Origin of the sequence: Reyranella sp. (assembly GCF_004297265.1) — a bacterium.
Lineage (GTDB): Bacteria > Pseudomonadota > Alphaproteobacteria > Reyranellales > Reyranellaceae > Reyranella.
Genome location: NZ_SCUT01000062.1, coordinates 13,233 through 32,534 on the forward strand (window position 1 = coordinate 13,233; position 19,302 = coordinate 32,534).

The window sequence follows — 19,302 nt, forward strand, 5'->3', positions numbered from 1 at the left end:
GCGCAGGAAAGGGAAACGCGGTGGCCAGGCTCGTCTTCGGCATGAACCAGTCGCTGGACGGCTATGTCGACCATATGTCGTTCGGGCCGCGCCCCGCGCTCTTCCGTCACTTCATCAAGGAGGCGGAGGGGCAGGCCGGCAGCCTGTACGGCCGGCATGTGTACGAGCTCATGCGGTACTGGGACGACGATCAGCCCGACTGGGACGCAGACCGCCACGCCTTCGCGGCGGCGTGGCGGCGGCAGCCGAAATGGGTCGTCTCACGCTCGCTGGAATCGGTCGGCCCCAACGCCACGCTCATCAAGGACGATCTCGAGCGCGCGATCCGCAGGCTGAAGGCCGGGCGCGACGGCGAGATCGAAGTCGCCGGCCCGACCCTGGCGCGAAGCCTCACCGAACTCGGCCTGATCGACGAATATCGGATCTACCTGCACCCCGTCGTGCTCGGCAGCGGCACGCCCTATTTCGCCGGTCCGCAGCCGCCGCTCCGCCTCATGTCCCATGACCGGATCGACGAGGATGTGATCCGGTTGAGCTACGTCCCGGCCTGATCGTGGGCCGGCCTGATCCCGAAACGCAGGCCTTCAGCCCTTGATCTCGACGCCGGCCCACTCCTCCAGGACCTTCGCCACCATGGTGAAGTCGGAGTCGGGGCCGAATCGCGCCTTGGTGACGGCGAGCATCTCGAGCACCGCCGCGCCCACCAGCATGGGCACGCCCATGTTCTGCGCCTCGTCGAGGCAGAGGCGCACGTCCTTGTGCGACAGCGCGGTGGCGAATCCGAAGTCGAAGGTGCGTGGCAGCACGGCGCGCGGGAACTTGTCCTGGCTGGCGCTGTTGCGGCCGCTCGACACGTTGATGATGTCGATCAGGACCTTCGCGTCGAGGCCCGCCTTCACGCCCATGGCCAGCGCCTCCGACGTGGCCACGAGCGCGGTCGCGGCCAGCATGTTGTTGGCGAGCTTGGCGGTCTGCGCGAGGCCGGGCTTCTCGCCGGTATGGAAGAGCTTGCCGAAGGTCTTCAGCACCGGCTGCAGCGCCTGATAGGTCGGCGTCGGGCACGACACCATCACCGCGAGCGTTCCCGCCTGGGCGCCGGTGACGCCGCCGCTCACCGGCGCATCGACCCAGCCGATGTCGCGCTCGGCGAGCCGGGCCGCGACTTCGCCCGCGACACCGGGGCCCGTGGTCGAGAGATCGATCAGGGTACGGATCGCGGAGCCGTTCGCGATGCCGGCGTTGGAGCCCAGGACCACCTCGCGCACGATGGCGGGCGTCGGCAGGCTCATCAGCACGATCTCGGCGGTCGAGGCCACGTCGGCCGGCGACTGGGCGCGCTGCGCGCCGCGCGCGACCAGCGGCTTCGTCGCCTCCTCCGACACGTCGTAGACGCACAGCCGGTAGCCCGCATCGAGCAGGCGCTGCGCCATCGGCCCGCCCATGCGGCCCACGCCGACAAACCCCAGCAATTGACCCGTCATGCCCGTTTCCTCCGTGATCCGATCACTCTTTCGCTTTTCTGGTATCGCTACCAGCCTATAATCGCCGCGTGTCGAGAGCGTCAACACGGACAGGCGGATGAGGGACAGGGCGCCGCGCAACAGCGGCAGCACTCTGAAGATGCGCGACATCGCCCGCCATGCCGGCGTGTCGCCGATGACGGTGTCCCGCGCCCTGCGCCAGCCGTCGGCAGTGTCGGAGGAGATGCGGCGCAAGGTCGATGCCGCGGTGCGCGAGTTCGGCTACCTGCCGAACCGCATCGCCGGCAGCCTGTCGTCGAATCGCACCAACGTCGTCGGTCTCATCGTGCCCAGCATCCGCAACTCGCTCTATGCCAGCATGATCCAGGCCGCGTCCGACGGGCTGCGCGCCAACGGGCTGCACCTGATGATCGCCGACAGCGGCCACCGGCTCGAAGACGAGGAGGCGCTGGTCGCGGCCTTCCTGGCGCAGCGCGTCTGCGGCCTCATCCTGCACAACACGGTCCACAGCAAGCGCGTGCGCAAGCTCGTCGAGGCGAGCGGCGTGCCGGTGATCGAGACCGGCAACCTGCCCGACGATCCACTCGACATGGCGGTCAGCTACTCGAACTTCGAGGCCGCCCGCGCCATGACGCTCCACCTCGCGCGCCTCGGCTATCGCCGGATCGGCTTCGTCACCCTGCCGGTGCGCGACAACGACCGCTCGGAGGAGCGCCGCCGCGGCTACTTCGCGGCGCTGGCCGAACTCGGCCGGCCGGCCGACGAGAGCCTCGTGCTCGAAGCGGACGGCGGCTTCAGCGAGGGGGCCGACGCGCTGGTGCGGCTGATGAACGCCCACCCCGATCTCGATGCCGGTTTCTTCGCCGGCGAAGTGCTGGCGGTGGGCGCGCTGTTCGAATGCCAGCGCCGCGGCTGGCCCGTGCCGGGACGCATCGCCATCGCGAGCTTCGACGACGTCGATCTCCTGCGGCACGCGGTGCCCAGCGTCACGACCCTGCGCATTCCGCGGCAGGAGATCGGAAAGCGCAGCGCCGAGCTTCTCGTGGGCCGCCTGCAGGGCGCGCCGGCCGATCGCATCAGGCTCGATCTCGGCTTCGAGATCGTGCAACGCGAGAGCAGCTAAAGGAAACCGCATGCTGAAGGGCAGATGCGCGCTCATCACCGGGTCCACGCAGGGATTGGGCTATGCGATGGCCGAGCGCCTCGCCGCCGAGGGCTGCACCATCGTGATGAACGGGTTCGGCGACGCGGGCGAGATCGAAGGCCGGCGGCGCGCGCTCGAAGAGACGCACGGCGTGCGCGCGCTGCATCATGGTGCGGACCTTGCCGAGCCGAAGCAGATCGCCGACCTGGTCGCTGCGGCCGAACACACGTTTGGCGGCGTCGACATCCTGATCAACAACGCCGTCGTCCGTCACTTCGCGCCGGTCGAGACGTTCCAGCCGGAGGACTGGGACCGGGCCCTGGCGGTGAACCTGTCGGCCGCGTTCCACACGACGCGCCTGGTGCTCGCCGGCATGCGCGCACGCGGCTTCGGCCGCATCCTCAACATCTCCTCGGTCTACGGCCTGTTCGGCGGCGTGAACCGGGTCGACTACATCACCACCAAGACGGCGCTGATCGGCTTCACGCGCGCCGTGGCGCTGGAGACGGCGCGCGACAACATCACCTGCAATGCCATCTGCCCCGGCTCTTCGCCGACGCCGGCCATCGAGCAGCGGCTGGAGGAATTCATGGATGCCGAGGGCCTGCCGCGCGAGCAGGCGGTCGGGAAATTCATGGCCGGGCGCCAACCCTCGGGCCGGTTCGTGGCGATGGAGAGCGTGGCCGCCCTGGCGACCTTCCTGTGCGGACCCGGCGCCGCCGACATCACCGGCGCCGCCCTGCCGGTCGATGGTGGCTGGAGCGCGAGCTGATCGTTCCTGGCTTTTTGTGGTAGCGGTACCAAGAACTCCCTCCTAGTATTTGCACAACAAGGCAAGAACAGGAGGAAACCCATGAACGTCACGCGTCGACAATTCGGCCCCGCCGCAGCCTCCCTGGCCGCGGTCGCGGCGGCTTCGCCGGCCTTCGGCCAGCAGACCAACGAGGTGGTGAAATGGCGCCTCACCTCAAGCTTCCCCAAGAGCCTCGACACGCTCTATGGGGCCTCGCAGACGATCGCGCGGGTCGTCGGCGAGATGTCCGACGGCAAGTTCACGATCACGCCGTACGGCGCCGGGGAAATCGTTCCCGGCCTGCAGGTGCTGGATGCGGTGTCGAACGCCACGGTCGAATGCGGTCACACCTACACCGGCTACTATATAGGCAAGAACCCGAGCTTCGTCTTCGACGGCTCGGTGCCGTTCGGCCTCACGCCGCGAATGCACAATGCCTGGATGATGTTCGGCGACGGCCGGAAGCTGATGGATGAGGTCTATGACAGCTTCAACGTCGTGGCGCTGCCGGCAGGACAGACCGGCGGCCAGATGTTCGGCTGGTTCCGCAAGGAGCTGAAGACGCCGGCCGATTTCTCCGGTCTCAAGATCCGCACCGCCGGTTTCGGCGGCAAGGTCTTCGCCAAGCTCGGCGCCGTGCCGCAGCAGATCGCCGGCGGCGACATCTACCCGGCGATGGAACGCGGCACGCTCGACGCCTGCGAGTGGGTCGGCCCCTACGACGACGAGAAGCTCGGCTTCAACAAGGTCGCCAAGTATTACTACACGCCGGGCGTGATGGAACTCGAGGCGGTCAACCAGCTCATGATCGGCAAGGCCGCCTGGGCATCCCTGCCGCCGCGCTACCAGGCAATCCTGAAATATGCCTGCAACTATTCGATGACCGAGATGCTCGCTTCCTACGACGCCAAGAACGCCGTGGCGATCGCCCGGCTGGTCGCCGCCGGCACGCAGCTCTCGGTGCTGCCGGAAGAAGTGATCAAGGCGCTGCGCGGCGCGCTGGAAGCCGTGCTCGACGAAGAGGCGGCGCAGAACGAGCAGTTCAAGAAGATCCTGGCCAACTGGCGCCAGTTCCGCGCCACCCAGCATCGCTGGTTCTCGATCGCCGATACCCGCGCAGACCTGGCGGTCTTCCGCAGCGACCGCTGACGCGCACCCTGTCATCCCGAGCGCAAGCGAGGGACCTTTACGCGGTACCGCGAAAGGTCCCTCCCTTCGTTCGGGATGACAATGGTCGCTCAGGCCGCGAGGGCGGCGCGCGACTTGCCGATCATCAGCGCCGCACGGGCGGCTTCGCGGCCCTTCTCGACGAAGTGCGCGCGGAAGATCGCGTTGTGATGGTCGGTCTCCTGATAGTGATGCGGCGTCAGCGACACCGACAGGACCGGCACGCCGGTATCCATACCGGCCCGCATCAACCCGTCAACGACGGCCTGGGCGACGAAGTCGTGGCGGTAGATGCCGCCATCGACCACGAAGGCGGCGGCGGCCACCGCGGCGTACCTGCCGGTCGCGGCAAGGTCGCGCGCGAACAGCGGCAGCTCGAAGGCGCCCGGCACGTCGAACACATCGACCTGCCCGGCGGGAATCAGTTCGAGGAATCCGTCGAGCGCACGGTCGACGATGTCGGCGTGCCACCTGGCTTTGACGAAGGCGTAGCGGGCTTGTGTGTGGTGGGCTTGTGTCACGGCAATCTCCTTTGGCGAACAGACACGTCACCCAAGGCGATCACGCGCGGACCCGCTGCTCTGCGAAAGCAGCGGGACACACGTTCTCTTTCATCCGGACTATGACCGTCGGCTCAGGCGTCGCACCTGATCTGCTGACCCTTCCTCGCGGAAGGCGCTCGCGGGCTCGCGGCTCGCGCCGCATACCGCCGGTAGGGAGTTTCACCCTGCCCTGAGAACATCGAAACCATAAGGGCAGGGTGCAGAGCTTGCAAACGATCCGAAGGCTACGCGGTCACTTCTTCTCCAGGCCCCACATCGCGAGCGTCGGCGCGAAGACCATGCCGCTCACGTTGGAGCGCACGGCGGTCGGCGAGGTGAACTGGCCGAGCGGCACATGCGTCGGATATTCGAGCACGCGCAGCTGGACCTTCTCGGCGATCTCCTTCTGCTTGGCCGGATCGGATTCGGCGGCATAGGCATCGCGCAGCTTCTCCATCTCGGCATCGCACGGCCAGCCGAAGGTGGCCTTCTCGCACGAGGCGTTGAGGAAGGCGGCGGCGGCCGGGTTGATCACGTCGACCGCGCCCCACGAGGTGAAGAAGACGTTCCAGCCGCCGGCGCTCGGCGCATCCTTCTTGGCACGGCGCGCGACCAGCGTCTGCCAGTCCATCGGCTGAAGGTCGACCTTGAAGCCGGCCTTCTCGAGCTGCGGCTTGGCGACGGTCGCGAGGTTGTTATGGCCGGCCACGTCGGTCTGGTGGAGCATCACCACCGGCGTGCCGTCATAACCCGCCTCCTGCAGCAGCTGCTTCGCCTTGGCGGCGTTGCCGGACAGCTTGTCCTCCCAGCCCTTGGTCGATTCCAGCGGCGAGCCGCAGGGGAAGAGCGAGTTGCAGACCTTGTAGTATTCCGGGTCGCCGACATTGGCGTCGAGGAATTCCTTCTGGTCGAGCGCGTAGAGCGCGGCGAGGCGGACCTTGGCGTTGTCGAACGGCTTGTGCAGCACGTTGAAGCGCATCGTGTACTGGCGGCCGGCCTTGTTGCCGACGAACACCTTGACGCTCTTCTCCTTCTTCAGGAGCGGCAGCAGGTCGGCCGGCACCATTTCCACCAGGTCGATCTCGCCGCCCAGCAGCGCGTTGACCTGGGTCTGCGTGTCGGGGATCCAAACCCATTCGATGCGGTCGACCTTGGGCACCTTGCCGCCGGCGAAGCCCGAGGCCGGCTCAGGGCGCGGCTTGTACTTCGGGTTCTTGACGTAGACCGCCTTCTCGCCCGGCTTCCACTCGTCCTTCTTGAAGATGAACGGGCCGGAGCCGGTGGCGTCGGTGATCTGGCTGTTGGGATCGGTCGAGGCGACCGACTTCGGCATCATGAAGGGCACGTTCGAGCCCGGCTTGCCCAGCGAATAGAGCAGCAGGCCGTAGGGCTGCTTCAGCACGAACTTGATGGTCTTGTCGTCCGGCGCCGTCAGGTCCGACGTCACCGCCATCAGCTTCTGGCCCATCGCGTCGCGCGCGCCCCAGCGCTTGATCGAGGCGACGCAATCCTCCGCCGTGACCGGCTTGCCGTCATGCCATTCCAGCCCGTCGCGCAGGGTCAGCGTGTAGGTCAGCTTGTCGGGCGAGACCTCCCACTTGTCGACCATCTGCGGCTTGACCTCGAGCTTGTCGTCGACCGCGAACAGCGTGTCGTAGACCATGTAGCCGTGGTTGGTGGTGATCAGCGCCGAGGTCCAGATCGGATCGATGATCTTGAGATCCGAATGCAGCGCGACCTTGAGAGTGGATGGCGCGGACTGCGCCGAGGCGGGGGCGGGCGCAGCCAGCGGCATCACCGCGGCGGCAGCGGCGAGCGCGCCCATGAAACGACGACGTAACTTCAGCATGAAAACTCCTTGAACTCTGGCCTTCCCCGGCGGGACGCAAGAATAAGGCCGGCCACCGTATCGCGCGAGCCGTGCCGCGCTCGATTTCTTCGAAAGAACGATCAGTCGCCCTGCGCAATGTCGAGCAGCGCCTGCCAGTCGACGAACTTCACCCGAGGCCGTCCCTGCGCCGCGCCGGCCGCGACCTCGGCCTTGTCGATGCGATGCCAGCCTTCGGCATCGACACAGAGCGGCATGATGTCAGGGCCGCTCTTGAGGTCGCGATCCTCGAGGAAGTCGATCACCTGCTTCGCCACGGCATGACTGTCGGCGCGATTGGTCGGGATGGTGCCGCTGGGGCCGCGGCGCGCCCAGCCGACCGGAAACACGTTCTCGGCCTGCGGGAAGGGCTCGCCGGTATAGCCGATGCAGGTGACGACGAGATCGGCGACCAGTGTGCCCGTCGACAGCTCGACCTCACCGGGACGGATCGCCTTGGGCGTCTCGTGGAAGCGGAAATGCACCGTCACCGGCTTCTCGCCCGGCGTCTGCGCGGCGTAGCGCTTCAGGGTCTCGATGTTCTTGGCCTTGCGCAGCCGCTCCGGCGTCGGGTCCGAGGCCGGCGCTTCGGCTGCGAGCACGCTCGCATCAGCAACTGAAACGGCGCGCGCCAGGCGGCCCATCTCGGCCAGCTCGTTGGTGGTGAAGGAGGCCTCCCCGGCGCCGCGCCGGCCGATCACGTGGATGTCGGCGATCGGCGCCGCCGCGATGGCGGCGCCCGCCTCGGCCACGATGTCCGACTTGGTCATTTCGTCGGGGGTCTTGGCCAGCAGCCGCGCGACATCGAGCGCCACGTTGCCGTTGCCGATCACCGCCACGGATTTCACGCCCGAGAGGTCGGGTCCGGTGCGGAAGTCGGGATGGCCGTTCAGCCAGGCGACGAAGCGCCACGAGCCCCAGACATGCGGCAGATCCTCGCCGGGAATGCCCAGCTTGCGGTCGACCACCATGCCGGTGGCGACGATCACCGCGTCGTAGGACTGGATGACCTCGTCCCACGACAGGTCGCGCCCGATCTCGATGTTTCCGGCGAAGCGCAGGTCGGGCTGGGTGAGCAGCCGGTCGAACTGGCGAACCACGGCCTTGGTGCCCTGGTGATCGGGCGCGACGCCCGCCCGCACCAGGCCGAACGGCGTCGGCAGGCGGTCGATGACGTCGATGCGAAGGTCGGGACGGCCGCGCAGCAGCCCGTCCGCGGCGTAGAAGCCGGACGGGCCGGCGCCGACGATGGCAACCCTGTGAGTCATGACGGCCCGCTTAGCATATGATGGGCGCATGGCTAAATACGCAAAACTCAAACAGCTCGGGCATGAGACGCCCCTCCCCGCCTCGCCCGACAAAGCCGTGCTCGAAACGGTGCCCAATCCGCATCCGGGCACGCTCTATCTCGCACGCTTCACGCAGCCGGAATTCACCTCGCTCTGTCCGGTGACCGGCCAGCCCGATTTCGCGCATCTCGTGATCGACTACGTCCCGCACGCGAAGCTGGTCGAGAGCAAGTCGCTGAAGCTCTACCTCAACAGCTTCCGCAACGAGGCCGCCTTCCACGAAGACTGCACCGTGGGCATCGGCAAGCGGCTGGTGAAGCTGCTGGCGCCACGCTGGCTTCGGATCGCGGGCTACTGGTATCCGCGTGGCGGCATGCCGATCGATGTGTTCTGGCAGACCGCCGCCCCGCCCAAGGGCCTGTGGCTTCCCGAGACCGGCGTGGCGCCCTATCGCGGCCGGGGTTGATGGCCAGGCTGCCGCCCCGTCCGAAGCGGCCTCCGAAACAGGCGACGCCGCGCGCGCTGCGCGACGCGATTTCCGCCAAGGCGCTGGAGCTCGGCTTCGACGCCGTGGCCTTCGCGCCCGCCCAGCTCTCGCCCGAGGCGCGGCAGCTGCGGCGGGAGCGGATGGAAGCGTTCCTGGAGCGAGGCTTCCAGGGCGACATGGGCTGGCTGGTCGATCGCGCCGAGCAGCGCATCGACCCGTCCGGCCTGTGGCCCGAGGCGCGCACCGTCGTCTCGGTCGCGCTCAACTACGGCCCCGCCGGCGACCCGCGCTTCATGCAGGAGGAGCGCGAGCGCGGCGCCGTCTCCGTCTATGCGCAGGGCCGCGACTATCACGACGTGATGAAGAGCCGGCTGAAGCAGCTCGGCCGCTTCATCTGGGACACCTATCACGAGAGCCTGAAGGTCTTCGTCGACACCGCGCCGCTGATGGAGAAGCTCGCGGCGCAACAGGCAGGCCATGGCTGGCAGGGCAAGCACACCAACCTCGTGTCGCGCCGCTTCGGCTCCTGGCTGTTCCTGGGCGAACTGCTCCTGTCGATCGAACTGCCGCCCGACGAGCCCGAGACCGACCATTGCGGCCAGTGCCGCGCCTGCCTCGATGCCTGCCCGACCAATGCCTTCCCCGCGCCCTATCAGCTCGATGCGCGGCGCTGCATCTCCTATCTCACCATCGAGCATGCCGGCCCGATCGATCGCGAATTCCGGAGCGCTCTCGGCAACCGCATCTATGGCTGCGACGATTGCCTCGCCGCCTGCCCGTGGAACAAGTTCGCCCGCCAATCGCGCGAGGCGGCGTTCGCGCCGCGCGCCGAGCTGCAGGCGCCGCTGCTGGCCGAGCTCGCCACCCTGGACGATCCGACCTTCCGCACGCGCTTCTCCGGCACGGCGGTGAAGCGCATCGGCCGCGACCGCTTCCTGCGCAACGTCGCCTATGCGCTGGGCAACAGCGGCACACCGTCCGAATCGCTGCCGGCCGTCGAACGGCTGCTGCAGGATGACTCACCGCTGGTGCGAGGCGCGGCCGTCTGGGCGTTGTCGCAACTCGCGCCGGACGAGGTTGCGCGGCGCCGGCAAACCGCCGAAGACTCCGATGCCGGTGTCCGCGCCGAATGGGCGGAGGCGCTCCGGCAGGGAGTGAAACAATGACTTTCAAGAGACGGGCAATGATCGCCGGCACGGCTTTCCTGCTGGCGGCAGGCTCCGCCATGGCGCAGCAGCCGAATTCGCCGGCGCGCATCGCCGAAATCCTCGCGAGCCCGGACCGCAGCGCTGCCGACCGCACCAATGACCAGCGCCGCAAGCCCGCGGAGATGCTGGCCTTCATCGCCATCACGCCGGGTATCACCGCGCTCGATCTCAGCGCCGGCGGCGGCTACACGACGGAACTGCTGGCGCGCTCCATCGGGCCCACGGGTGCGGTCTATGGCCAGAGCCGGCCGCCGCGCGATCCCAGCCAGCCGGCGCCGCGCCCCGCCGCACCCGAAGGCAATGCCAATCCGACAGCCGCGCCGATGGCGGCACCGGCCACACCGCCCGCCCCGCCGCGTCCCTCGCCCGTCGCGCTGGCGGATCGCAGCGAGAAGATGAAGGCGGCCGGCGTCGCCGCCGCACCGATCACGGCACTGTCCCGGCCCTTCGAGGATCCGCTGCCGCCCGAACTGGCCGACGGCCGCTTCGATCTCGTGACCCTGATGTTCAACTATCACGACCTCGGCTTCCTGGGCGTCGACCGGGACAGGATGAACGCGGCAGCCTTCAAGGCGCTGAAGTCCGGCGGCTTCTACGTCATCGCCGACCATGCAGGCCGGCCCGGCACGGGTATCTCGGAGTCCGGCACCCTGCACCGCATCGAGGAGGCGTTCCTGCGCAAGGAGGTCGAGGCGGCGGGCTTCAAGCTGGTGGCCGAAGGCACCTTCCTGCGCAACCCCAACGATCCGCGCGACAAGAACACGCCCGACCCGCCGCAGCCCAAGGACGAGTTCGTCCTGAAGTTCGTGAAGCCGTAATCATTGGAGCGCGCCACTCCAGTGGCGCTCAAGCTTCGTCGATATTCAGGGTATGGGCGCCACTGGAGTGGCGCGCTCCTTTGAGCTTCCGGTGCGTCGAACTACGCTAACGCCGCTCCCTGAAAAAGCTGCGCAGCAACTCGCCCGCTTCGCGCTCGCCAAGGCCGGGATAGAGCTCGGGCCGGTGGTGGCAGGTCGGCTGGTCGAAGATGCGCGGGCCCTGCTCGATGCCGCCGCCCTTGGGATCGGGCGCGCCCCAGTAGACACGCCGCAGCCGCGCGAAGGAGATCGCCTGGGCGCACATCGGGCACGGCTCCAGCGTGACGTAGAGGTCGCAGCCGACCAGGCGCGGCGAACCCAGCGCGGCCGCGGCGGCGCGGATCGCCAGCAGCTCGGCATGCGCGGTCGGGTCCTTCAGCGCCTCGGTGCGGTTGCCGGCCTCGGCCAGCACCGCGCCGTCCGGTCCCACGATCACGCAGCCGATAGGCACCTCGCCGCGCGCACCGGCGGCGCGGGCGGCGGCGAGCGCCCTATCCATGGGGGTGAGCTTCGAGGCGTCCGGCATCTCCGCCGCACTATAGCGCGCGGCGGCGCGCGCGCGTATCTTGGCCCGCATGCCCCGTCCCCTGATCGGAGTCACCCTGGATGCTGAAAAGCCAGGCGGATACTCCAAGTTTCCCTGGTATGCGCTGCGCCAGAACTACCTCGACGCGATCGACGCGGCTGGTGGCCTGGCGGTGGCGTTGCCGCACGAGCCCGACCGGGTCGCCGACTATCTGGAGCGCATCGACGCGCTGGTGGTGACCGGCGGCGCCTTCGACGTCGACCCCTCCTACTATGGCGGCGGCGCGAAGCATTCGACGGTGATCACCAAGGACCGCCGCACCGCCTTCGAATTCGGCGTCACCAAGGGCGCGCTGGCCCGGAACAAGCCCGTGCTGGGCATCTGCGGCGGCCAGCAGCTGCTGCATGTCGTGCTGGGCGGCAAGCTGATACAGCACATTCCCGACGCAATCGAGGATGCGCTGGCGCACGAGCAGCCCAACCCGCGCGACGAACCCGGCCATGTCGTGAAGGTGGCGAAGGGCACGCAGCTGCACGGCATCGTCGGTGCCGAGGAGCTGCAGGTGAACAGCGCCCATCATCAGGCCGCCGCCGACCAGCCGGAAGGCATCGTCGTGAACGCCACCGCGCCGGACGGCGTGATCGAGGGCATCGAAGCTCCCGCCTACCGCTTCTGCATCGGCGTGCAGTGGCATCCTGAGTTCCATATCTCCGAGGGCGACGCGAAATTGTTCCGCGCCTTCCTGGGAGCGGCGGCGGCAAAGTGAGCGAGCAACCCGTCAAGGAAGGCGAGCGCATCGCCAAGCGCCTGGCGCGCGCGGGCCTGTGCTCGCGCCGCGATGCCGAACGCTGGATCGCGGAAGGCCGCGTGAAGGTCGACGGCAAGGTGCTGGAGACACCGGCCTGCGTCGTCACCGACAGGAGCGCCATCGAGGTCGACGGCAAGCCCCTGCCCGCCGCCGACCGCGCGCGCATGTGGCGCTACCACAAGCCGCCGAGCGAGATGGTGACGGCGCGCGATCCCGAGGGACGTCGCACCATCTTCGAATCGCTGCCCAAGGGCATGCCGAGGGTCGTCACCGTCGGCCGCCTCGACTACTTCTCGGAAGGGCTGCTGCTGCTGACCAACGATGGCGGACTCGCCCGGCAGCTCGAACTGCCGGCCAACGGCTGGACGCGCCGCTACCGCGCCCGCGTGCACGGCACTGTCGACGAGGCAAAGCTGGCCGAGCTCGCCAACGGCATCACCATCGAGGGCGTGCGCTACGGTTCCATCCAGGCGAGCCTCGACCGCCAGCAGCGCTCCAACGCCTGGATCGACATCGCGTTGACCGAAGGCAAGAACCGCGAGGTGCGCCGCGTGCTGGCCCATCTCGACCTGCCGGTGGTGCGCCTGATCCGCGTGGCCTTCGGGCCGTTCCATCTCGGCGAACTGGAGCGCGGCCAGGTCGACGAGATCCCGCCGCAGGCGCTCGAGAACCTGCTGGGCGTGAAGCGTCCGCCACGCAAGGAAGGCTGGGCCAAGCCCAAGCCGAAGCCCACGCCACCCCACGCCAAGCGTCGGCGGGCCGGATGATCCGCATCATCGGCGGCAAGCATCGCGGCCGCATGCTCGAAACACCGCCGGGCGATGCGACCCGGCCCACCGCGAACCGCGCTCGCGAGTCCTTGTTCAACATCCTGGTCCACGCGCGCTGGCGCGACGACGGGGACGGCGGCACATCGCCGCTGATCGATGCGCGCGTGCTCGATGCCTATGCCGGCTCCGGTGCGCTGGGGCTGGAAGCGCTGTCGCGCGGCGCGGCCCATGTCACCTTCCTCGACAACGATGCCGCCGCGGTCAAGGCGATCGGCGAGAACCTGCGGAAGCTCGGCGAGACCGGCGCAGCCAAGGTCGTGCGCGCCGATGCGACGCGGCCGCCGCCGTCGCGCGAGGCCTGCGACCTCGTCTTCCTCGATCCGCCCTATCGCTCGGGCCAGGCGCCTGCAGCCATCACCGCGCTCGCAAGCGCCGGCTGGATGACGCCGGGCTGCGTCGTCACGGTCGAGCTGGCGCACAACGAAGATCTGTCGCCGCCGGACGGCTTCGAGGCGATCGACGAACGCCGCTACGGCGCGGCCAAGATCGTGATCCTCAAGCGGAGCCCATGAAGCTCCCCTCATGAAACTTGTTGCGCCCCTCTACATGCTGCGTCACGGCGAGACCGCCTGGAACACCGAGCGGCGGATGCAGGGCCACAAGAATTCCGACCTGACCCCGCGCGGGCGTGTCCAGGCACTGGCGATGGGCCGCACGCTCCGGCGCGAACTCGAGCGCGAGCCCGGACCGACGATCTTCCTGCGCAGTCCGCTGGGACGCACGCGCGAGACGTCGGAGATCATCGGCCAGGAGCTGGGGCTTGCCTCCTCCAACTGGCGCGAGGACATGAGGCTGGCCGAACTTTCCTACGGCACGTGGGAAGGCTTCTCCTGGGCCGAGATCGAGATCGATCATCCGAACGCGCTCGCCGACTGGCGCGCCGACCCGCACGGCTACTGCCCGCCCGGCGGCGAGACGCACACCGATCTTCGCCTGCGCTGCGAGACCATGCTGGCGGACATCGCCGCCAGCAACACGCGCACCGTGGTGGTGAGCCACGGCGTGAGCGGCGCCGTCATGCGCGGCCTCCACCTCGGACTCGATGCGCGCGCCATGTTCGTTCTGGAGAAACCGCAGGACGCGTTCTTCCGCCTGCACGACGGCCGCGAACACCGGGTCACCTGCGACCTGTAGGGTCGAGCGAAGCTCGGCCCTTTAAGCGTCAGGACATCGCCTTGCGATGTCCGGGAGCGCCGAAGAACGAGCGAACCCTCATGACCCCTCCGTCGCATAAGATGCGCCACCTCCCAATTTGAATGGGGAGGAGTGATTCTTGATCGTAACAAGGTGCCGGCTATAAGCGCCGGCATGAACGAGGAAGCGCAGACCGGGACGGCGAACCGGATGACGTGGGCCGAGGAAGCCCGCGCCACGCTCGTGCTCGCCTGGCCGCTCATCCTGACGAATCTCGCGCAGACCCTGATGACCGCGACCGACGTGGTGATGATGGGCTGGCTCGGCCCCGATGCGCTGGCCGCCGGCGCACTGGGTTCCAATCTCTATTTCGCGACCATGATCTTCGGCCTCGGTCTCACCACGGCCACGGCGCCGATGATTGCGCGCGAGCTCGGCCGCAAGGGGCACTCGGTGCGCGACGTGCGCCGCACGGTTCGCCAGGGCATGTGGATGGCGGCCGGCGTCACCGCGCCGATCTGGATCGTGCTGTGGCAGAGCGAGGCCATCCTGCTGGCGATCGGCCAGGAACCGGCCCTCGCCCGCGCGGCCGCCGGGTATGTCCGCGCCCTGCAATGGTCCCTGCTGCCGTTCTTCCTCTTCCTTGTGCTGCGCTCGTTCGTTTCGGCGCTGGAGCGGCCTCTCTGGGCGCTCGCGGCCGGCATCGCCGGCGTGGTCGCGAACGCGGCTGTCGCCTGGGTGCTGATCTTCGGCCATCTCGGCCTGCCGAAGCTCGGCCTGGTCGGTGCGGGCGTTGCCACGACGCTTGCCGACACGCTGATGTTCGCACTGCTCGCGGCCGTCATCCTCACCGACCGCCGGTTCCGCCGCTATCACCTGTTCGGCCGCTTCTGGCGCGCCGACTGGCCGCGCTTCCGCGAACTGTGGCATCTCGGCCTGCCGATCGGCGCGACCCTGGTCTTCGAGGTCGCCGTCTTCAACGGCGCCACGTTCCTGATGGGCCTGATCGGCGCGGCCGCACTGGCAGCCCATTCGATCGCCATGCAGATCGCATCGCTCTCCTTCATGGTGCCGCTCGGGCTCGCGCAAGCCGCGACCGTGCGGGTCGGCCGCGCCTTCGGCGCACACGACAGGGAGGGCATCCGCCGTGCCGGCTGGACTGCCTATGCGATGGGCGTCGGCTTCATGGCGTTGACGGCGCTGGCGATGATCCTGGCGCCGCGCACGCTGGTCGGCGTGTTCCTCGATCTCGACGCGCCGGCCAACCTGCCCGTGATCGAACTGGCGGTGAGCTTCCTGATGGTCGCGGCGCTGTTCCAGGTGGCCGATGGCGGCCAGGCGGTGGCGGCCGGCATGCTGCGCGGCCTGCACGATACGAAGGTGCCCATGGTCTATGCCGGCATCGGCTACTGGGGCATCGGCCTGCTGCTGGGAGTCGGCCTCGCCTTCCAGGGCGGACTGGCCGGCTTCGGCCTGTGGATCGGCCTCGCCACCGGCCTCACCGTCGTGGCGCTGCTGCTGCTCGTGCGCTGGCTGCGACGCGAACGGCTGGGTCTCGTCAACCTCGCGTGAGCCGCGCCGTCCGACGGCAGCCGCTGTTCTCGGTGACGACAAGGCCCGAGGCATCGCCGCGCGCGGTGAGCTGCATGCGCTGGTGAGTAGGGCCCTTCACCGAGGCGAGGCTCAGGAGATTGAACGGCGCCCCCACCTTGGCCACGCCGTGGATCTGCCACAGGCCGGGACCCGGTGGCGGCGGCGCCGACTTGTTGGGATTGGGCACCGGGCCGCGCGCCGTGGTGTCGTAGGCCGAGCCATCGACGAAGCCGGATTCGATCGTGAGCACGTAGTCGAGCGGCGCATTGCACGAGCCGCCATCGCTGGTGCCGCGCCACGTGCCGTCGAGCGGCGAGGCCGGCGCGGGCGTCGGTGCCCCCGACGGCGGCACAGCACTGGGCGGTGCCGGCGCGCGATTCTGTGCAGACGCCGTGGATGCCGCGACGCCGGCGAGCAGTAGCAGCGCGAGGAATTTCTTCATCGTCTTCCGAACAGCCGCTCGATGTCGGCCAGCTTGAGTTCGACATAGGTCGGGCGGCCATGATTGCACTGCCCGGAATGGGGCGTCGCCTCCATCTGGCGCAGCAGCGCGTTCATTTCCTCGACCGTGAGGCGGCGGCCGGCCCGTACCGAGGTGTGGCAGGCGAGCGTGCCGCAGACTTCCTCGACCTTCTCCTTGAGCGACAGATGATCGCCCATCTCGGCGAGTTCGTCGGCCAGGTCGCGCACCAGGCCCTGGATGTCGACCTCGCCCAGCACGGCCGGCGTCTCGCGCACCACCACGGCGCCCAGGCCGAACGGCTCCAGCATCAGGCCCATGTCTGCGAGTTCCCCGGCGCGTTGTGCGAGGCGCCGAGCGCCGTCCTCGCCGATCTCGACGACTTCCGGCAGCAGCAACGCCTGCCGCTTCACGCCCTCGGCCTCGAGCTGGTTCTTCAATCGCTCGTGCACCAGCCGCTCGTGCGCAGCATGCTGGTCGACGATCACCACGCCCTGGTCGGTCTGCGCCACGATGTAGGTCTCGTGGAGCTGTGCCCGCGCCACGCCCAGCGGATAGTTGCCCGGCGCGATGTTTGCCGGCTGCTCTTCAACCCGGGCCGACAGGCCATCGAGCGGCGCCATGAACTGCATCGCCGCTTCGGCAAGCCCGCGCGGCACCGACGAGTAGTCGCCACCGTTGCCGTATCCACCACCCATGGGAAGCGGCGTCGAGAAACCCGTATGCGGGCGGAAGGCGCCGAGCGCGGCATCCGACACGGTCGTGCTGGCACGATGGCCCGCGGCCGACAACGCCGTGCGCAACGCACCGACGATCATGCCGCGCACGATGCCGGCATCGCGGAAGCGAACCTCGGTCTTGGCCGGGTGGACGTTGACGTCGACCATCTCAGGTGGCGCTTCGAGGAACAGCGCCACCATGGGATGGCGGTCGCGCGCCAGGAAATCCTGGTAGGCGCCGCGCACCGCGCCGGCCAGCAGCTTGTCGCGCACCGGACGGCCGTTGACGAAGAGATACTGGTGCTGGCCGGTCGGCCGGTTGAGCGTCGGGAGGCCCGCGAAGCCGGTGAGCCGGAAACCCTCGCGATTGGCGTCGATCGCCACGGCATTGTCGGCGAACTCGCGTCCCATGATGGCGGCCAGCCGTTCCAGCCGCGCGGCATCGCCCGACAGGAGCGAGCCGTTGGCCGCCGCAAGATCGATCAGCGCGCGCTCCTCGCTCTCCAGCCGGAAGGCGACCTCGGGATGGGCCATGGCAAGCCGGCGCATCGCATCGGCGACATGGCCCGACTCGGTGCGCGGCTCCTTCAGGAACTTGAGGCGCGCCGGCGTCGCGAAGAACAGTTCGCGCACTTCCACCCGCGTGCCTTGCGGATGTGCGGCGGGCCGCGGTTCGGCCTTGGCGCCGCCGTCGATCTCGAGACTCCAGGCGGTGTCGGCGCCGACGGGCCGCGAGGTGATGATGAAGCGGCTCACCGAGGCGATCGAGGGCAGCGCCTCGCCGCGAAAGCCCAGGGTGCGGATGTCGGTCAGGTCGTCGTCGGGCAGCTTGGAGGTGCAGTGCCGCTCGACAGCAAGACGCAGCTCGTCGGGCGACATGCCGACGCCGTCGTCGACCACCGAGATGAAGGTGCGGCCGCCCTCCTTCAGGGTGACCGCGATCCGCCGTGCACCGGCGTCGAGTGCGTTCTCGACCAGCTCCTTCACCGCGCTCGCCGGACGCTCGACCACCTCACCGGCGGCGATGCGGTTGACGAGCGTCGAGGGCAGGCGACGCAGGGTTCGGGGGGCGCTCATGGCGCCATGAGTTTACGACTTGCGCCTTGCGGAAAGATACTGGCGGGTCAGGATCTTGCCCTCCTCGACCGCCGGCTGGTCGAAGGCATCGACACCCAGAAGATGGGCGGCGAACATCGTCTCCAGCATGTAGTGCATCATCAGCGCGCCCATCACCCTTTCATCGAGTGTGGAGATCCGCATGACGCGCGTCGGCCGGCCGTTCTTCACCAGGGTCGCGGCCGTGGCGTCGGCCTCGGCCAGCAGCAGGTCGCCCAGCGACTGGTTCTCGAGATAGGCCAGCGCCTTGTCGCCGCCCAACGCCTCGGGCGCGATTTTCCGGCCCTTCCCCGCCGTGTCGAGGATCAGCACGGTGAACATCTTGTCCGCCGGGCCGCCGAGATAGAGCTGGAGCTGGCTGTGCTGGTCGACCGTGCCCATGGCGCGCACCGGCGTCGTGCCGTTGCCGCCCTTGCCCAGGCTCTCGGCCCAGAGCTGGCGATACCAGAAGCCGAAGTAACCCAGCCGGTCGCAATAGGGCATCAGAACCGTGGTCCCGATGCCGCGTTCCTTGGCCAATCCGATTGAGAGCGCCGCGCCGATGGCCGGCGGCAGATCGCCGGCGTCGCTGGCCTGCAGGACCGGATCGAGCACGCTCGCCGCACCCTCGCGCACCGCGCCGACATCGAGGCCGGCGATCATCGCGGGCAGCAGGCCCACCAGCGACAGGACCGAGAAGCGCCCGCCCACCCTGGGATCGTGATCGAGGATCGGGCAGCCGATGCTCCCCGCGAGGCGGCCCAGCGGGTTATCGCTGGGCTCGGTGATGGCGATGACATGCTCGGCCAGCTTGTCCTTGCCGACCTTCGCTTCGAATTCCGGCAGCAGGGTCAGGAACTGGGTCAGCGTCTCGGCCGTGGTGCCGGACTTCGAGATGACGATCAGGCCGGTGCGCGCGAGCGGCAGGCGCGCCGCCAGTTCCGTGAAGGTCGAGGGATCGACATTGTCCATGAACCACAGTTTCGGCCGCCCGTTCTGGGGCCCGAATCCCTGGTCCTTCAGCGCGATCAGGGTCTGGCCGCCGAGACTCGAACCGCCGGTGCCCAGCACGATCACATGCTCGAACTTCGCGAATCGCACGGCGTGCGGTTTCAGCAGCGCAAGGTCGTCGCGCGCGCCCGGCAGGCTGAGCAGCGGCAAGGTGCCGTCGGCCTTCCATTGCCGGAACGTGTCGAGCGCCCGGGTGGCTTTCGCGAGCTCACGGTCGAGCATGGCGCGATGCAGTCCCTGCTTGCCGACCTTGCTTTCGAGCGCATCGTCGATCACGTGGCTGTAGAACAT

20 protein-coding genes and 1 riboswitch are annotated in these 19,302 nt (G+C 68.6%); of the genes, 12 read left to right on the forward strand and 8 right to left on the reverse strand.

Going from position 1 to position 19,302, the window contains the following annotated elements; all coding sequences use genetic code 11:
* Positions 1 to 20: 20 nt before the first annotated feature.
* Positions 21 to 551, forward strand: a complete 531-nt coding sequence (locus EPO41_RS27895; protein WP_296332470.1) for a dihydrofolate reductase family protein — start codon at positions 21 to 23, stop codon at positions 549 to 551.
* Between the two features lie 33 nt (positions 552 to 584).
* On the opposite strand, the gene EPO41_RS27900 is transcribed toward EPO41_RS27895, so the two are convergent.
* Positions 585 to 1,631: an NAD(P)-dependent oxidoreductase gene (locus EPO41_RS27900; protein WP_296332473.1), complete on the reverse strand. Its 1,047-nt coding sequence runs from the start codon at positions 1,629 to 1,631 to the stop codon at positions 585 to 587.
* On the opposite strand from EPO41_RS27900, the gene EPO41_RS27905 reads away from it, so the two are divergent.
* The 3 genes from EPO41_RS27905 to dctP all read left to right on the forward strand — a co-directional run bounded on the left by EPO41_RS27905 (position 1,579) and on the right by dctP (position 4,567).
* Entirely contained in the window at positions 1,579 to 2,604 is a 1,026-nt protein-coding gene (locus EPO41_RS27905; protein WP_296332474.1) for a LacI family DNA-binding transcriptional regulator, read from the forward strand. The genes EPO41_RS27900 and EPO41_RS27905 overlap by 53 nt on opposite strands.
* A 10-nt stretch (positions 2,605 to 2,614) precedes the next feature.
* Positions 2,615 to 3,397 (forward strand): 3-hydroxybutyrate dehydrogenase, encoded by a 783-nt coding sequence (locus EPO41_RS27910; protein ID WP_296332475.1) that lies wholly within the window; start codon positions 2,615 to 2,617, stop codon positions 3,395 to 3,397.
* Positions 3,398 to 3,478: 81 nt separating this feature from the next.
* Positions 3,479 to 4,567, forward strand: coding sequence for a TRAP transporter substrate-binding protein DctP (dctP, locus tag EPO41_RS27915; RefSeq protein ID WP_296332476.1), 1,089 nt, complete (start codon positions 3,479 to 3,481; stop codon positions 4,565 to 4,567).
* Between the two features lie 89 nt (positions 4,568 to 4,656).
* On the opposite strand, the gene EPO41_RS27920 is transcribed toward dctP, so the two are convergent.
* The 3 genes from EPO41_RS27920 to EPO41_RS27930 form a co-directional block, all read right to left on the reverse strand.
* Positions 4,657 to 5,106, reverse strand: coding sequence for a 6,7-dimethyl-8-ribityllumazine synthase (locus EPO41_RS27920; RefSeq protein ID WP_296332477.1), 450 nt, complete (start codon positions 5,104 to 5,106; stop codon positions 4,657 to 4,659).
* A 78-nt stretch (positions 5,107 to 5,184) separates the two neighbouring features.
* Positions 5,185 to 5,329: riboswitch (FMN riboswitch) on the reverse strand.
* Between the two features lie 51 nt (positions 5,330 to 5,380).
* Complete coding sequence (locus tag EPO41_RS27925) at positions 5,381 to 6,976, reverse strand: ABC transporter substrate-binding protein (protein WP_296332478.1); 1,596 nt, start codon at positions 6,974 to 6,976, stop codon at positions 5,381 to 5,383.
* 101 nt (positions 6,977 to 7,077) lie between these two features.
* The gene (locus tag EPO41_RS27930) at positions 7,078 to 8,262 is read right to left on the reverse strand and encodes an FAD-dependent oxidoreductase (RefSeq protein ID WP_296332480.1); all 1,185 of its coding nucleotides are present in this window, start codon (positions 8,260 to 8,262) and stop codon (positions 7,078 to 7,080) included.
* Between the two features lie 28 nt (positions 8,263 to 8,290).
* On the opposite strand from EPO41_RS27930, the gene queF reads away from it, so the two are divergent.
* From queF to EPO41_RS27945, 3 genes are read left to right on the forward strand one after another with little or no spacing between them, the layout of a single operon-like run.
* Positions 8,291 to 8,749 (forward strand): preQ(1) synthase, encoded by a 459-nt coding sequence (queF, locus tag EPO41_RS27935; protein ID WP_296332482.1) that lies wholly within the window; start codon positions 8,291 to 8,293, stop codon positions 8,747 to 8,749.
* Positions 8,749 to 9,936: a tRNA epoxyqueuosine(34) reductase QueG gene (gene queG / locus EPO41_RS27940; RefSeq protein ID WP_296332484.1), complete on the forward strand. Its 1,188-nt coding sequence runs from the start codon at positions 8,749 to 8,751 to the stop codon at positions 9,934 to 9,936. Before queF ends, queG begins: the two co-directional genes overlap by 1 nt.
* A complete protein-coding gene (locus EPO41_RS27945) occupies positions 9,933 to 10,796 on the forward strand; it encodes a methyltransferase (protein ID WP_296332486.1) in 864 nt (287 codons plus the stop codon). Before queG ends, EPO41_RS27945 begins: the two co-directional genes overlap by 4 nt.
* 106 nt (positions 10,797 to 10,902) lie before the next feature.
* On the opposite strand, the gene EPO41_RS27950 is transcribed toward EPO41_RS27945, so the two are convergent.
* Complete coding sequence (locus EPO41_RS27950; protein ID WP_296332589.1) at positions 10,903 to 11,334, reverse strand: nucleoside deaminase; 432 nt, start codon at positions 11,332 to 11,334, stop codon at positions 10,903 to 10,905.
* Positions 11,335 to 11,410: 76 nt separating this feature from the next.
* On the opposite strand from EPO41_RS27950, the gene EPO41_RS27955 reads away from it, so the two are divergent.
* From EPO41_RS27955 to EPO41_RS27975, 5 genes are all read left to right on the forward strand, one after another.
* A complete protein-coding gene (locus EPO41_RS27955) occupies positions 11,411 to 12,127 on the forward strand; it encodes a gamma-glutamyl-gamma-aminobutyrate hydrolase family protein (protein WP_296332487.1) in 717 nt (238 codons plus the stop codon).
* Positions 12,124 to 12,936: a pseudouridine synthase gene (locus tag EPO41_RS27960; RefSeq protein WP_363247680.1), complete on the forward strand. Its 813-nt coding sequence runs from the start codon at positions 12,124 to 12,126 to the stop codon at positions 12,934 to 12,936. Before EPO41_RS27955 ends, EPO41_RS27960 begins: the two co-directional genes overlap by 4 nt.
* Positions 12,933 to 13,511 (forward strand): 16S rRNA (guanine(966)-N(2))-methyltransferase RsmD, encoded by a 579-nt coding sequence (gene rsmD, locus EPO41_RS27965; protein WP_296332489.1) that lies wholly within the window; start codon positions 12,933 to 12,935, stop codon positions 13,509 to 13,511. Before EPO41_RS27960 ends, rsmD begins: the two co-directional genes overlap by 4 nt.
* Positions 13,512 to 13,521: 10 nt before the next feature.
* Entirely contained in the window at positions 13,522 to 14,133 is a 612-nt protein-coding gene (locus EPO41_RS27970) for a histidine phosphatase family protein (protein ID WP_296332491.1), read from the forward strand.
* 174 nt (positions 14,134 to 14,307) lie between these two features.
* The gene (locus tag EPO41_RS27975) at positions 14,308 to 15,705 is read left to right on the forward strand and encodes an MATE family efflux transporter (RefSeq protein ID WP_296332493.1); all 1,398 of its coding nucleotides are present in this window, start codon (positions 14,308 to 14,310) and stop codon (positions 15,703 to 15,705) included.
* On the opposite strand, the gene EPO41_RS27980 is transcribed toward EPO41_RS27975, so the two are convergent.
* Genes EPO41_RS27980 through EPO41_RS27990 form a run of 3 tightly spaced genes read right to left on the reverse strand, consistent with a single transcriptional unit; the run spans position 15,692 to position 19,302 of the window.
* Positions 15,692 to 16,168: a hypothetical protein gene (locus tag EPO41_RS27980; protein ID WP_296332495.1), complete on the reverse strand. Its 477-nt coding sequence runs from the start codon at positions 16,166 to 16,168 to the stop codon at positions 15,692 to 15,694. The genes EPO41_RS27975 and EPO41_RS27980 overlap by 14 nt on opposite strands.
* Entirely contained in the window at positions 16,165 to 17,982 is a 1,818-nt protein-coding gene (gene mutL / locus EPO41_RS27985; RefSeq protein ID WP_296332497.1) for a DNA mismatch repair endonuclease MutL, read from the reverse strand. The genes EPO41_RS27980 and mutL overlap by 4 nt, the downstream gene beginning before the upstream one ends.
* Positions 17,983 to 17,994: 12 nt before the next feature.
* Positions 17,995 to 19,302 (reverse strand): glucose-6-phosphate isomerase, encoded by a 1,308-nt coding sequence (locus EPO41_RS27990; RefSeq protein WP_296332499.1) that lies wholly within the window; start codon positions 19,300 to 19,302, stop codon positions 17,995 to 17,997.